Origin of the sequence: Faunimonas pinastri (genome assembly GCF_900110915.1) — a bacterium.
GTDB lineage: Bacteria > Pseudomonadota > Alphaproteobacteria > Rhizobiales > Afifellaceae > Faunimonas > Faunimonas pinastri.
The window spans coordinates 1-13,445 of record NZ_FOFG01000031.1; the positions used below are offsets into that span (position 1 = coordinate 1).

Annotated in this window: 14 protein-coding genes; 10 read left to right on the plus strand and 4 right to left on the minus strand. The window is 61.5% G+C overall.

Translation table 11 applies throughout. The annotated features are described in order from the left end of the window. Positions 1–2 precede the first annotated feature (2 nt). A complete protein-coding gene (locus BMY25_RS21500; RefSeq protein ID WP_143062075.1) occupies positions 3–149 on the plus strand; it encodes a DUF1353 domain-containing protein in 147 nt (48 codons plus the stop codon). Between the two features lie 90 nt (positions 150–239). Here the strand turns inward: BMY25_RS21500 and BMY25_RS20000 are convergent, their stop codons facing one another. Beyond that, positions 240–1,139, minus strand: coding sequence for a LysR family transcriptional regulator (locus BMY25_RS20000; RefSeq protein ID WP_092499999.1), 900 nt, complete (start codon positions 1,137–1,139; stop codon positions 240–242). A 135-nt stretch (positions 1,140–1,274) separates the two neighbouring features. Here BMY25_RS20000 and BMY25_RS20005 point away from each other — a divergent pair, with 135 nt between their 5' ends. From BMY25_RS20005 to BMY25_RS20025, 5 genes are all read left to right on the plus strand, one after another. After that, positions 1,275–2,024: an SDR family NAD(P)-dependent oxidoreductase gene (locus tag BMY25_RS20005; protein ID WP_092500001.1), complete on the plus strand. Its 750-nt coding sequence runs from the start codon at positions 1,275–1,277 to the stop codon at positions 2,022–2,024. A 10-nt stretch (positions 2,025–2,034) separates the two neighbouring features. Then, a complete protein-coding gene (locus BMY25_RS20010; RefSeq protein WP_092500021.1) occupies positions 2,035–2,787 on the plus strand; it encodes an SDR family NAD(P)-dependent oxidoreductase in 753 nt (250 codons plus the stop codon). Between the two features lie 158 nt (positions 2,788–2,945). Next, positions 2,946–4,157, plus strand: coding sequence for a hypothetical protein (locus BMY25_RS20015; RefSeq protein ID WP_092500003.1), 1,212 nt, complete (start codon positions 2,946–2,948; stop codon positions 4,155–4,157). After that, entirely contained in the window at positions 4,154–4,942 is a 789-nt protein-coding gene (locus BMY25_RS20020; protein WP_092500005.1) for a hypothetical protein, read from the plus strand. Before BMY25_RS20015 ends, BMY25_RS20020 begins: the two co-directional genes overlap by 4 nt. After that, on the plus strand, positions 4,939–5,154 hold the full coding sequence (locus BMY25_RS20025; protein WP_092500007.1) for a hypothetical protein: 216 nt from the start codon (positions 4,939–4,941) through the stop codon (positions 5,152–5,154). Before BMY25_RS20020 ends, BMY25_RS20025 begins: the two co-directional genes overlap by 4 nt. A 51-nt stretch (positions 5,155–5,205) precedes the next feature. Here the strand turns inward: BMY25_RS20025 and BMY25_RS20030 are convergent, their stop codons facing one another. Next, the gene (locus BMY25_RS20030; RefSeq protein ID WP_143062076.1) at positions 5,206–5,460 is read right to left on the minus strand and encodes a DUF6894 family protein; all 255 of its coding nucleotides are present in this window, start codon (positions 5,458–5,460) and stop codon (positions 5,206–5,208) included. 121 nt (positions 5,461–5,581) lie between these two features. On the opposite strand from BMY25_RS20030, the gene BMY25_RS20980 reads away from it, so the two are divergent. Genes BMY25_RS20980 through BMY25_RS20050 form a run of 4 tightly spaced genes read left to right on the plus strand, consistent with a single transcriptional unit; the run spans position 5,582 to position 7,950 of the window. Beyond that, on the plus strand, positions 5,582–6,649 hold the full coding sequence (locus tag BMY25_RS20980) for a peptidoglycan-binding protein (RefSeq protein ID WP_177176970.1): 1,068 nt from the start codon (positions 5,582–5,584) through the stop codon (positions 6,647–6,649). 26 nt (positions 6,650–6,675) lie between these two features. Further along, on the plus strand, positions 6,676–7,191 hold the full coding sequence (locus BMY25_RS20040) for a hypothetical protein (protein WP_092500011.1): 516 nt from the start codon (positions 6,676–6,678) through the stop codon (positions 7,189–7,191). Positions 7,192–7,193: 2 nt separating this feature from the next. Further along, on the plus strand, positions 7,194–7,652 hold the full coding sequence (locus tag BMY25_RS20045) for a hypothetical protein (RefSeq protein ID WP_092500013.1): 459 nt from the start codon (positions 7,194–7,196) through the stop codon (positions 7,650–7,652). After that, entirely contained in the window at positions 7,639–7,950 is a 312-nt protein-coding gene (locus tag BMY25_RS20050) for a hypothetical protein (protein WP_092500015.1), read from the plus strand. The genes BMY25_RS20045 and BMY25_RS20050 overlap by 14 nt, the downstream gene beginning before the upstream one ends. Before the next feature lie 186 nt (positions 7,951–8,136). Here the strand turns inward: BMY25_RS20050 and BMY25_RS20985 are convergent, their stop codons facing one another. Together BMY25_RS20985 and BMY25_RS20060 are read right to left on the minus strand one after the other, a co-directional pair. Further along, positions 8,137–8,490, minus strand: coding sequence for a hypothetical protein (locus tag BMY25_RS20985; protein WP_092500017.1), 354 nt, complete (start codon positions 8,488–8,490; stop codon positions 8,137–8,139). After that, entirely contained in the window at positions 8,481–12,989 is a 4,509-nt protein-coding gene (locus BMY25_RS20060; RefSeq protein ID WP_177176971.1) for an RHS repeat-associated core domain-containing protein, read from the minus strand. Before BMY25_RS20060 ends, BMY25_RS20985 begins: the two co-directional genes overlap by 10 nt. Between the last annotated feature and the right edge of the window lie 456 nt (positions 12,990–13,445).

Consider the following 13,445-nt stretch of genomic DNA (forward strand, 5'->3'; position numbering starts at 1 on the left):
TGGTGCCAACCCGCCGGGATGCCGACCGCATTTTCCGCGAGGCGATGGCCGTCTGCGGCGTCGATCCGGTCACGCGCTGGATCATGTGGCTGGGCGTGCGTGTCGGCGCGCAGCTTCCCGGCCAGGCGCGCAACAGCCGCTTTGATTGAGGGGCGGCAGCTTCCGACCCTTCCGAGACGTTCCGGACAGAAAACCTGCCGTCCGAAGCCGACACTCAGCAATCGGCGATCAAGTTGCGATCAGCGAAGCGAGGTGTCGCCACCTTCGATCCGTCCCGCCAATCTTCCAGCAAAACCGCGCATCGCTACGCGGATGTGATCGCAGAGGAGACGAACTCGCTTTGTCTGCCGCGTGTCGGCGTGGGTCAGAAGCCATATCTCTCCGGCGCGCGTGATCGGACCTGCTGGCACGCGGACAAGGTCCGGATCGGCGTCGCCGAGGAAGCATGGCAGGAGCGTGATCCCCATGCCTGCGCGGGCGGCTTCGAACTGTGATCGCATCTCCGCAAACCGGATCGGCGTGGTCGCCATTTTGACCCCGCTTCCCGGCTGCCAACCCGACGGTACGACCTCGTCGGCTCCCAACAACCAGGCCGCAGGGGGCGAGCGGTCCGTCAACAAGTTCCGATGGGCGTAGTGCCCCGTGTGGAACTCGCAAAGTCTCGTGCCGTAGAGGTTCTCCGGAGGAGTTCTGTCGCCGACGACCACGCGCAGGGCGACGTCCGCCTCCCGGTTGCCGAGGTTGATGACCGCTCCCGAGCCGATGATCTCCAGCGCGATGTCGGGGTAGGCGGCCCTGAACTTGACCAGCGTCGGCATCAACAGGTCGGTCGCAAACGAAACAGGGAGCGTCAGCCGCAAAGGTCCGGACACGCCCTGGTCCCGCCCGAATATCTTCGCCTCCAACTGCGACGACGCCATCGACATCTGCCTCGCCAGATCGACGATGTCAGTCCCCGCGTCCGTCAGCCTGTATCCGGACGACGGCTTATCAAAGAGCTTCGTCTCGAGCCTTTCCTCCAGACGGCCGATGCCGCGGATGATCGTGGCGTGATTGACCTCGAGCGCTTCCGCAGCCGCGCGCACTGTGCCGCCCTCGGCAACGGCTAGAAACATCCGAACCTCGTCCCAATGATCCATGGTGCGTTTTCTCACGGGTGATGTGCGTTCTTCGCCAGTTTCGCGACGCTCAGACATGCTTCACATCGGCATCGTGAAAGCTCGAGGTGCAATATCGCACATCGCTCGCCAACGAGATAAACGACCGGGAACCTCATGGGCAAACTTAACGACAAAATCGCCATCGTGACGGGTGGCTCCAGCGGCATTGGTCTTTCGATTGCTGAACGCTTTATCGGGGAAGGCGCGACGGTCTACATCACGGGCCGCCGCTTGGCCGAACTCGAGGCTGCTGCCGAAAGACTTGGAGGGAAGGCGAAGGCGATACAGAGCGACGTTTCCGACCTTAGCAGCCTCGACCGTCTGTTCTCGACAGTGCAGGCATCGGAAGGACGGCTCGACGTCCTCGTCGCGAATGCCGGCGTGATCGAGCAGGGCCTGATCCGCGACGTATCGGAGCAACACTTCGACAAGCTGTTCGACATCAACGTGAAGGGGACGTACTTCACGATGCAGAAGGCGATCCCGCTCATGAACGGCGGCGGCTCGATCATTCTGGTCTCGTCCTGCCTGGCGACCAAGGGGTTTCCAGGCCACAGCGTCTACAATGCGTCCAAGGCGGCCGTCCGGTCGCTAGTCCGCACCGCGGCAGCAGAATTGGCGGCTTCGGGCATCCGCGTGAACACGTTGAGCCCCGGCCCAGTCGACACCCCGATCATCGAGGGGCAGGTCGGATCGCCGGAAGCTGCCGAAGAATTCCGAAAGCAGGCCGCCGGCCATGTACCGCTCGGGCGCATCGGGCGTCCGGAAGAACTCGCGGCCGCAACCGTCTTCCTCGCCTCGGACGAGAGCAGCTTCTCGACCGGAACGGACCTCGTCGTTGACGGCGGCATGACGCAGCTTTGAGGAGATGGCCATGGGAAGGCTTGAAGGCAAGACGGCGATCGTCACGGGCGCATCGAAGGGGATCGGTGCCGCAATCGCCAAGGAGCTGGCAGCGCAGGGAGCACAGGTGGTGGTGAACTACGCGTCCAGCAGCAGGGGCGCCGACGATGTTGTGGCGGCGATCACCACCGACGGCGGTCAGGCGGTCGCGGTCCAGGCGAGCGTCGCAAACGGTGAGGACGTGAAGCGCCTGCTTGCGGAAACGATATCCGTGTTCGGGCGACTCGACATCCTTGTGAACAACGCGGCCGTCTACGGCCCGACGCCGCTCGGCACCATCACGATCGATGAGTTCCGCCGGCAGTTCGACATCAATGTCCTCGGGGTCATCCAGACCATCCAGGAGGCGGCCCGGCACTTCGGCCCCTCCGGCGGCAGCATTGTCAACATCGGTTCCATCGACAGCATCCGCGCGGTTCCGGGAATGGCAGTCTATTCGGCCACCAAAGGGGCGCTGGACTGCTTGACGCGCGCCTTCGCGGCCGAACTTGGGTCCCGCGGCATTCGCGTCAATACGCTCGCACCCGGAGGGACCCACACAGAAGGTATCGAGAGCGTCGGCTTCATCGGAAGTCCGTCCGAAAAGGACATGATCGGCAAGACGCCGCTCGGAAGGCTCGGCCAGCCCGCAGACATTGCTAAGGCGGTTGCCTTCCTTGCCTCAGACGACGCCGCATGGATCACCGGGGACCGCATGGTGGCTTCGGGCGGGTTTTACGGCTGAAGCTTGCGTTTCGGGCCAAACCTACACGGTCGATGTCCGCTCTTCCCCAGGTTCAGCCGGAAGCGGACAGTCAAGTAACCACCCATTGCCGCCATTGCGCCGGCCTCCGCACTCACCCAAGCCCGCTTCAGCGGGCTTTTTCTTTGCCCGGAGTTTCCATGACCACCACGAATGCCGTCAGCGTCTGGATCGGTGACGATTGGGCGTTCCCGATAGCGCTGCAGGATTCCGTTGGCGTGGCGATCGACCTGACCGGCTTCACGGTCACCGGCGAGTTCTACCGCTACGGCGCCCTCGAACCGGTCGCGGATCTTTCGATCGCGAACGGCCGCGTCGAGATCCTCGACAGCGCCGCCGGCGCCGTCATCCTTCGGCTGGACCGAGGGTTGACCACCGGGGTGGAACCGCAGGATTTGGACGCCACGATCTTCCCGACGCGGATCCGCATCATCCTGACTGATCCTGACGGGTACGAGCACACCGTCCGCATTCTGCCGATCCTGCCCATCGATCCGCGCTCCTCCAGCGTGGTCGACCTGCCGGCGAGCACCACGGCGACCGTCTACATTCTCGGACCGCAGGGGCCGAAGGGCGATAAGGGCGAAGACGGCGACGTGAACCCGGCCAGCCTGCAGGCGGTCGAGGATGCCCAAGCGGCTCGCGATGCTGCCGGCGGTTCCGCCCGGGATGCTGCCGCGTCCAATGATGCCGCCGGCCGGGGCGCCAGCGCAGCGGCCGAGAGTGCTTCGGCTGCCGCCACGTCGAACAGGGACGCCGGCGACTTCGCCGATGCTGCCAAAGGCTCGGCGCAAGCCGCAGCTGGAAGCGAGACCGCGTCGGCGGAGAACGCTGATGCGGCCGGCAAGTCCGCCATCGCCGCGGCGTCCAGCAACGACACGGCGAGCACCGCCGCCCAGACCGCCACCGACAAGGCTGCCGCAACTGTCGCGTTGGAGAAGGCGGCGGCGAATAGCGCAACAGCTGCCGCCACGTCCGAGAAGAACGCGGGCAGCAGCGCAACGTCAGCGGCCAAGAGTGCAGCGGATGCCAAGGCGGCCGTCGCCGGCATCAATGCCCAGTCGGCGAGCTACACGCTCGTCGCGGCCGACGTGAACAAGATCGTCCGGATGAATGCTGCCGCAGCAACTGTGGTGACGATTCCGCCGGACAGCGTCGCTTCCTTCGGCGATGCGGCAACCGTCTATGTCTGCCGGGCAGGGGCGGGGGCGGTCACGATCGCCGCCGGCACAGGCGTGACGATCGACACGCCGGCGAGCATGGCGCTTCGGGCGGTGAACTCCACCGTGGCGCTGGTGCGGATCGCCGCCAACCGCTGGCTTGCCATGGGCGACCTGGAGATTGCCGCGTGATCACGTCCAGCGTCGTTGCCTCCGGCTACCGGCCGGCGCGGCAGCGCATCACCACCGAAACCAAGGCGGCGCTTGCCGCCATGACGGTCCAGCCTTCGGAGAAGCGGATCTTCGTCTATGACGTCGCAATCCGCTCGCTGAAGGCTGCCGGCCTCTGGTCGAAGCTCGGCTGGCTGTCGCTGCTCGCGGCCCACGACGAGCAGGCTGGCCGGCTGAACCTGGTCGCGCCGTCGCAGGTCATGACGGCGGTCAACTCGCCCGGCTTCACCGTCGACCACGGCTTCAAGGGCGATGGTGCCTCGTCTTATCTTGTTCTGGCGCTTCCGCCCGCGATGGGCATGGCGGCAGGCAATGCCGCTTTCGGCGCCGGTGTGAGAACGGGCGGCACGACGGTCAACCCGCTGATCGGGCAGGTTTCCGGCACGAACTCGTTTGAAATCCTGTGGCCGTCCAACGCAAGCTCGCGCTTCACCGGCCGCATGAACTCGGCAACCGCCGTGACGTTTGGGGCCGTCACCAGCCGGGCTGGGCGGTTCGTCATGTCGAAGGTCGCCACCGACACGACGTCCGGCTACCTCAACGGCGCGCTGGTCCAGTCTGTCGCTGCCGCCACGGAATCCGACCTCAGCACGCAGGCCAACCCGACAACCCTGTTCCGGCAGGGCTCGACCTATGCCGATGACGAGGTCTCGTTCGTTCACTTCGGCAAGGGCATGACGGCCCCCGACGTCGCCGCCTTCGACGCGATCATGACCACGTACCTGCAGGGGGTTGGAGCGGCATGATCATCCTGACCGCGGCCGAGGCCGACAAGGTGCGCGGCGAGACCAGCGACGGGCACGAACTCGAGCCGGTCCTGCTGGCCGATGGCGTCACCTTTGTCCTGCCGGAGGCTGTTCTCACCGATCCCGCGCATGCCGAGCGGCACGAATTGCTGGCGACCTTCCCGACGCGAGAGGTAGCGCAAGCGGAATGGCTCCGCGAGGATCCGAGTTGATCGCGCCAGCTATCTTAACCCGGCAGCGGAAGTCATGAGCAGCCAATGTCTTCAGGTTCGAGCCCAAGTCGGCATGAGCCATTGGCCTTTGAAGGAGAGCGATGCCTCGTAGATTTCCGCGTTGGCAGTATCTCGGATCATGATCCGGAATGCTCGCCGGTCACCATGAGGTAGCTCTTCTTTGACGATCTCGCCCAGGGCCCGCAGCCCCTCAGTTCTTGCGCGTTCATCATCACGCAATTCGAGACCATCGTCGTCACGAGCGATTCTCTCTCCGTCCGAGATGTGGAAGAAGTAACGCGGCATCCTTTTCTCCTGTTTGGAGCCCGCCGTTCTAAAGGCCGACGAACGGTCCTGCCTTAGCATTTGAAAAATTGGCCACCCCAACCCGCCCCCTGAGGCGGGTTTTTCTTTGCCCGGAGTTCCCATGACACCGACGTTCTTCGCCAATGTGCGGCAGCGGCTGTTCGACGGCCGGCTGACGCAGGGTCAGGTCGACGGCATGAACGCGATCATGTCGGAGTGGAAGGCAAGCGGCGACGGCGACGACCGCAAGCTCGCCTGCATCTTGGGCGAGGTCTTTCACGAGACTGGCAAGACCATGCAGCCGGTCCGGGAGGTCGGACGAGGGAAAGGGCACCTCTACGGCGCACCGGACGGGCAGACCCATCAAACCTATTATGGGCGGGGCTTCTGCCAGGTGACATGGAAGCGCAACTATGCGCTGGCCGGCGAGAAGCTCGGCCTCGATCTCCTCAACAATCCCGATCTTGCCCTGCAGCTGGACGTCTCCGCGACGATCCTGATCCGCGGCATGCTGGAAGGCTGGTTCACCGGCAAGAAGCTGGCCGACTTCTTCAGTGCGGCAGCCTGCGACTGGGAAGGCTCTCGCGCCATCATCAACGGCCATGACTGCGCGGAAAATATCGCCGGCCACTGCCAGGCATTCCATCTAGCCTTGAGCGCGAAGACCGAGCAGCCGTCGCTGCCGATGACCAAGGCGACCGTCAGCGCGGTCCAGAAGCAGCTGGCGCTCCTGCACTACCCTGTCGGCAAAGTCGACGGCCGCTACGGCACCATGACCCGTGACGCGATCCTCGGCTTCCAAGCGGACAACAAGCTGCTCAAGACGGGCAAGATCGACCGGGCGCTGCTCGACGCGCTGAAGGACGGCAAGCCGCGGCCGCTCTCGCTCGATCGCCAGACCGCCACCGCGTCGGATCTGAAGGGCAGGGCGCCCGTGCAGGCGGCCAAAGCCGTGCAGGCGACGGGCGTTGGTGTTGCAGCTGTCAGCGTGGCCGGAGCGGCCGTGCAAGCCGTCGTCTCAGCCGGGCCGGTGATCGTGTCCGCGCCGGTCGCCCACACGGCCGCCAGCGCTCTTGCTCACGGCTGGCCCTACCTCGCGCTGCTCGCCGGCGGCGTCGTGTTCTTCCTGCTCGGCCGCAAGGTCGTCAGCTCCCTCACCAACGAGTTCCGCCGCGGCCAACTGATCTGAGCCGCGGCTTCTCCCGGAGACCATCCATGATCCGACTCCTGAACGTGGCCTTCGCCGCGCTGCTTCTGCTCGTTCTCTTCCCGGCGGCTGCCCTTGCAGCGGACGGCTATTCCGTGACCGTGCCCTGGGGCTCGCTGCTGATCGAGTTCATCGTCGCCTTCGGGGGCGTAATCGTCGCGGCCATTCTCGCGATCTACCATCTTGTCCTGAAGCACCTGCCGGCGCCGATCCGCACCTTCCTGGAGCAGCGCAACGCCGACCAGCTGCTGGAGCGAATGATCAACTACGGGCTGAACTCCGCCGCCGGTGCCGCCAAGGGCAAGACGCTGAACATGGAGGTTGGCAGCCGTGTCATGCAGGCAGCCCTCGGTTACGGCTTCGGCCAGGCGCCGAAGCGGCTCGCAAAGTATTTCGATCAGGGACATCCCGGCGTGGCCGTCGCCAAAGCGATCTACGCTCGCCTTGACATGGACGCAGGTGCCGACGAGCCGGACTTCGAGGCAATCGTCGCTGATACGGCTGCGGCGATCGCGGCGCGCTAATCATGATGCTCACCCTTGTACGAGGCATCACCTCGCACTTCCGCGCCCGGGTGACGGAGTGGGCGCTCGCCGGCGCCCTCTTCGGCTGGGGCTATATCCTGAAGCTGCCGTCGCCAACCTTCGACCAGCCCTCCTATGGCGAGATGGCGCGTTTTGCCTCCGAGGACACTTGGGGGCAGGTTTGCTTCTGGGTCGGCCTGGTGCGGATCGTGGCGCTGATCGTCAACGGCAGCATCCGGCCGAGCTATCACCTCAGGGCCGTGCTGGCGTTCTTCTCCTGCTTCATCTGGTTCCAGATCCTGATCGGGCTGATCAAGGTCGGCACAGTCTCCACCGGCATCGCGATGTACGCCGTCGTGTTCGCGCTGGAGGTCTACAACGTGATTTGCGCCTTCGGCGACGCGGGCAAGTCGGACAGGCAGGCAGCGGAGAGGGGCGCGGCGAAGAATGGACGCGAATGAACTGGGGAACTGGCAGAACGTCGTCACGATCCTGGTCGTGGGTGTCGCCGGCGCCTGGAGCTATATGCGGGGCAAGAAGCGGGAGCCCGCATCGCCGCCGTCGCAGGACACAACCGTTGCTGTGCTTGCCGGCGGCGCGCTCGCCGATCGCAGCTCACTGATCCGCTTGGCCGAGGTGCTGGAGCGGATTGCCCGGCAGCTGGAGAAGCGCGCGCACGATGACGAAGTCGAGGAGGAGGCGGAGCTGCTCCGGATGCGGGAGAAGCTCAGGGAGCTAGAGGAGAAGAAGGACGGATGATCGGTACTTTTACTTCTAAGTGGTCCCAAGTCCACTGATAGACTGCGGACGAGCATGCTGCTGGTGACGTGTTAATAGTCTGTGATGTTTTAGTCTCCATTCCCGTCCTGTACGCGTGGCTAAGATAGCGCACACGTGGCGTTGTTACTCGCGTCGTTATCGACACAGTCAGAGACGCCGCCAAGCCTAATCAGGCGCTTTTCGGAAGATCATTATTCCGGCCAGATCGTCTTGGGAATCGAGCCAAACTGCGATGAACGACCCATCCAGTTCTATAACTCGCGAATGGACCGTTCTGTCATGCTCCTTCAGAGAACTAATGGTCTCATCCAGTCCGGGGACAATGGCCTTGTAGTATTTCGATTTTTTCCTGAACTCATGCAGGTCGGCGAGAGACCTTGAAGACTGCCCCGGTCCAGATGGGCCGTTGATCCTATCGATCAATGAGGCGTTAAGAAGCGACATCGCTTCTCTGCTCACGCTTTCAAACCGAGGGTCGCTAACGCCGCGTTGGAGCAACTGGGTGGTTGTCATCGCCATGCAGGTACCCGCATCGTGTCCGCTCCCGTCACGGGACCCGGCACCAAAAACTCAGACTCCCCCATTGCCGCAGCGTTGCCGGGAGATGCAATGACCGAATTAGAGGGGAATGTTTTCCAAATGACAACTCCTGAACCGCTTTCTTTGGTAGCAAAGCCTTCCGCTACCGAAAAATCCGTCGTCCACGACGTGTACTCGCTAGCTGTATTTCCGCCGAACACATGTTCCGCGATGCTTGCGTCCCCACCTACAGGATTAGCGACCCCGTTTATTGCATTGCTATAACCCGGATGGGCTGCGTCTACCCCGCGATACAGCGTGATCCCTTCCTCAGCGGTTTCCGCGGCGGCAACGCTCGGTACGGTTCCGGCGGCGAGCCGAGACGCAGCGCTTGCTAGAGCACCACCGGCTGCTCCCCCGATGGTAGAAGCGGCGGCTGATCCGACATTGATGCAGGAGAGAGGCTTATCCTGACCGTAGTTAGCAATCTCCTGCCCAGCTAGATTTTCGGCGCCGCCGGCTAAGCCTCCGATCAAAGCCGCAGTGGCTACCCCCCCCGTTGGATCGAGGAGACCGACACCAGCACCGATCGCGCCACCGACGAAAGCTCCCTTGGCAATGTCGAAGGCACTTCCTCCCGCAGAATATGCTCCGATTCCGCCGTTTATTGCGCCTAGAAGGCCTCCGACCGCGGCACCAACTAGCTCTTGTCCGTCCTGGTCAGTGAAGCTGACAGGATTGCCGTTGGCATAGCCGTAAGTGTCGATACCAGCCGCCACACCTAATGGATCAGATTGAATGTACCGGCCGATCGTCGGATCGTAGTCGCGCATCCAGTTTTGAGAGAGCTGAGTCTCGCTGTCGAAGAACTGGCCGGGAAAGCGGAGGGACGTGTTAGCGGGCCCGGTAATCGATGTCGGGTTCCCGAAGGGATCAAACACTCCGTCCCACGCAATCGCACCTGCAGAATCCGTGAGCTTCTGCGGGCGTCCGATCTGATCAGTGTGAACGGCGTATAGAACCGGGCCCGAACCGTTGTAGTCGACCATCGCCACCAACAGGTCGGCAAGCCAAACGTACTCCTTGATTGCCTTACCGCTAGCGTCCGCCTCTTCGATCAGATGGCCTTGCTCATCGTGGACGAACTGTGTCGTCGAGCTTCCATCTATCTTTTGGACCCGCTGGCCGAGCGCATTGTATAGGTAAGTGCCGACCGTAGATCCGTTCCGGGAGGCTGTACTCATCCGGCCAGCGTTGTTGTAGCCGAATGCGTAGTTTTCCGTTGAGGTGCGGATGTCCTGCGAGACTTGGCCGGATGCGAGATAGGAAAATGAGCGCGTATTCGGTCCCGTGACAACGCTGGTCAGGCGATTAGAGGTCGCCGGATAGGAGAAGGTTTCCGTTGCAGTGCCGTCACTCGCAGTCAGACGGTTGCCAACACCGTCATAGGTGTAGGACCGAGCGCCATATAGGCCGGAGCCCGTGGCTAGTCTATTGAGGTCGTCGTAGGTGAAGGTCTGGCTACGATTGGAAGCGACAGCATCGGCGACAGACAAGGTGTTGCCGGCGGCATCATAGCCGAGAGCGAGATTTTGAATCGCCGTCGCGTCGCGCCCGGCGGTGAGGTTGGTGAGGCGGTAATCCTGGTCGTAGCCAAGCGCCAGAGACAATCCGTTACCAAAGTTAAATCCAGTCAGCGGCCCGAATGGAAGGTAAGCTCCTCCAGTCACCACCTGTTGATCGGAAGCCGTGCTGTCCTGCCGTGTGCTAACCGCAGTGATGCGGGCCGCAGAGTCACGGGTGTATGTGACAAGGCGCCCGGAGGGATAAGTGATAGTCAGGACATGGCCGGCCGGATCGTACGAGTAGCCTGTAATATAGGTCTGCGTACCGATGGTGCGCTGGTCGACGACGATCTGACCGAGCTCATTGTAAGTCAGTTTCGTCGAGCCGCTGGCATCATTCACCTCGGTTAAGCGGCCGACCCCTATATTCCCAGCAACCGCGGAATCATACGTGTACGTGGTGTTCTCGCTAGCGTCCGTGGGATACGTCTTCGTCAGGACGCGGTTGGCATTGTCATAGGTGAAGTCCGTTTCGATACCACGGGCATCGACTTGCTTCGTCAACCGACCGGCAGCATCGTACCAGTAGTCAGTGGTGCCAGTGTTCGGGCTGACACGCTCAATGATGTCGCCGAAGCCATCCCGGACATAGGTCGTCGAGAGGCTGCGAGCATCTTTGACCGAAGTGATTTCGCTCTTGAGATTGTAGGCAACGCCGGTCACGTGAGTGTCCGGATCTGTCTGCGTCATGAGCCGGTTCAAGGCATCGAAAGTCTGGCCATAGACCTTGTTGCGCGGATCGGTTCGCGAGACCTGATTGCCGACAGCGTCGTAGCCGTACTGCGTCGTCTGAGCCGAGGCTCCAATGCTTTGCAGCAACCGGCCAAGTTCATCGAACGTTGCTGTTTGCCTCTTTTTGAGGGTGCCGCTCGCATCCTTGATGTCGGCCGCGGTGCGATTGCCCATCGCGTCGAGCGTGTAGTTGATCGAATTGTTCTGATCGTCGGTGACCGATGACAGCCGGCGCGCGTCGTCATAGGAAAACGCCAAACTGGTCCCGTCCGGGAGAGACACGCTGACGATCTGCCCGACTGGATCAAGCGTAAAACCGGTGACTGCGGCATTCGCGCCGGGATTGCGGGTAACGCCGGTCAACCGCCCACGCACGTCATAGGTATAGTCGGTCTCCACCCCGTTCGCATCGGTGGACGTAAGAGGCTCGCAGCGGCCATTCACCGTGCCGATGGTAGTGGCATGACCGAGTGGATCGGTTACGGAGGCAACGCAGCCGTGTGCATCGTAGGTAAAGGAGATTGTGTCTCCTGTGCCTGGCAGTGGGCCGTCGACCGACTGCAATTCGCCCAGCGCAGTGTAGGCGTATGACCATGTTCGGCTCTCGCCATTCGTCGAATAAGGGAGAGTCCCGGTCGTGGTGTCGGTGTCGGTACGCTGTGTTAGGCGTCCGGAGGCGTCGTATTGGAACGTTCGCGTGAGACCGGGTTCCGTGACTTCGGTGGGAACGTGGAGGTTTGCATCCCAGGTAGTGTTGATCGTACGGGCCGCGGCAGTGCCATAGCCATCTGTCTCTGCCGTTGTCTGACCGCGCGAGTTGTTGGTGTACCGGGTCACATGCCCATCCCGGTCAGTGTGACTGGCGACAAACCCGTTGGTGTCATAGGTGAAGGACTCGGTGGTTGCCGGCGTGTGGGCGGTGGCCGCAGTGGTTATGCTCGTAACCTTACCCACGTTGCCGACGTATCCGATGTGGTAGGTCGACTGCTTCCCAAGCGGGTTGGTGACCAGCACGGTCCCTGTGCCGCTGGAATTCAGGGAATATGAGAAAGTGGTGGAGTTCACGCCTCCAGCGTTCTCGCTCCGCTCTGCAAGGCTGGTGTCCGTGTAATTCCAGCTAGCAAACTGCTTCCCGTTTTCGTCGACGACGCCGGTCAAAGCATATGGATAAGTGGCATTCTCATATTTGTAGCTGACGGCGGGCGCGTTGGCACCGGGGAAGACGACGCTGGAAAGGCGATCGGAATGGCCGCTAATCGGTCCAACATCGTAGTGATAGGCGATGACGTTGCCATCTGGGTCAGTGATGCTCTGCACCACACCGTCAGCAAACGCGAACAACAAAGATCGCCCGAAAGTGTCTGAAACGGACGTTAGCTGCCCATCGGGGTCGTAGTTCAACGTTTGGGTGTAGCCAGATTTCCAGCTTATCGAATTTAGCTTACCAGTACTGAAGGCATACGTGTACGAGATGTCGTTGTTGTCAGTGTACGTCCACGTGGTGGAACCATCTGTTGCAAGCGTACCGACGACGTCGCGATCATTCGCGTTCCAAACGCCATTGCTTTTGACGAACTGCAATAATGCACCATCGGGTCGCGCGACCATGATGCTGACAGTTTTGCTTGGAGAGGAACTCATAAAATCGAGCGAAGTGTCGAAATTCGACCTCCAGCCAAGACCTAATATGGATCCAGAATTGCCTTTGCTGTTGTAGTATCTCTTGAAAGACAGGTTCTGGATGCCTGCTGTAGAGAAGTCTGTGGTCGACTCAAAGAGGTTTCCTGTATTTACGAGAACCGGATCGCCAGCAAACGCAACTCCCTCGCAGTTGCACCCTAACTGCTTCGATGGTGAAGTCTGGCGCAACGAGCAGCCTGTGGCGCTCTCGTAATCAACTTTGTAGGGAGCATCGCAGTACGCGTCAGCAACCTCGTCAAGGCGTATGCCTCCAGCAACAGTATACAAGACGCTGTACTTGACGCCGACTATTCGGCCGTTCAGGTATTCCCACCCGGTGATCCCGAGACAGCCGCCGCCGTAAAAGTTACCCCAGTATTCGCAAACGGCTTGAGGAGATGCACATTTTGTGCCGCAGCCGTTCGATAGGGTTGCCCCCCACCCAGCAAGGGCAGGGCTCACGCCAAGTGTACACCACATGCAGGCTAGGGAGAGAGCAAGGCTAATCCAATGGAAGAATCTGTGCTTCGACATAGCTGCTTCCCCACCCTAGTTCATAAGGCGAGATTATTACCCACATTGTGCATCTGGCAACCTATAAAGAGGTACAGAGGAAGAAAAATCCCTCATTTCAATTTGTGAATCCGGAGAACATCTAAACAAGTTGAAGTTTATCTATTATGAATATGAGAGAATCTTTCATAAATTCGTCGCTGGTGTGGAGAGAAGCCCTCAGAAAATAGGCGCCATTTCGATGCGGCTTCAAGAGGAATAGGCTTCGCCCCTTTGCCTAACCAAGGGCGAGGTTGTTCGAAGCGTCTGATGACGTGCTCCCCGAGTTTGGACCGCCCGGCTGGAGGATTTCCGGGGGTGCTGCTCAGGCTGTCGCACCGTCTCCTGAGCGTTTCATCAGCTCGA

Coding starts and splice junctions, on each gene's coding strand:
- BMY25_RS20000 (WP_092499999.1), bottom strand. CDS start 1,139: ATGGATCATTGGGACGAGGTTCGGATGTTTCTAGCCGTTGCCGAGGGC.
- BMY25_RS20005 (WP_092500001.1), top strand. CDS start 1,275: ATGGGCAAACTTAACGACAAAATCGCCATCGTGACGGGTGGCTCCAGC.
- BMY25_RS20010 (WP_092500021.1), top strand. CDS start 2,035: ATGGGAAGGCTTGAAGGCAAGACGGCGATCGTCACGGGCGCATCGAAG.
- BMY25_RS20015 (WP_092500003.1), top strand. CDS start 2,946: ATGACCACCACGAATGCCGTCAGCGTCTGGATCGGTGACGATTGGGCG.
- BMY25_RS20025 (WP_092500007.1), top strand. CDS start 4,939: ATGATCATCCTGACCGCGGCCGAGGCCGACAAGGTGCGCGGCGAGACC.
- BMY25_RS20030 (WP_143062076.1), bottom strand. CDS start 5,460: ATGCCGCGTTACTTCTTCCACATCTCGGACGGAGAGAGAATCGCTCGT.
- BMY25_RS20980 (WP_177176970.1), top strand. CDS start 5,582: ATGACACCGACGTTCTTCGCCAATGTGCGGCAGCGGCTGTTCGACGGC.
- BMY25_RS20040 (WP_092500011.1), top strand. CDS start 6,676: ATGATCCGACTCCTGAACGTGGCCTTCGCCGCGCTGCTTCTGCTCGTT.
- BMY25_RS20045 (WP_092500013.1), top strand. CDS start 7,194: ATGATGCTCACCCTTGTACGAGGCATCACCTCGCACTTCCGCGCCCGG.
- BMY25_RS20050 (WP_092500015.1), top strand. CDS start 7,639: ATGGACGCGAATGAACTGGGGAACTGGCAGAACGTCGTCACGATCCTG.
- BMY25_RS20985 (WP_092500017.1), bottom strand. CDS start 8,490: ATGGCGATGACAACCACCCAGTTGCTCCAACGCGGCGTTAGCGACCCT.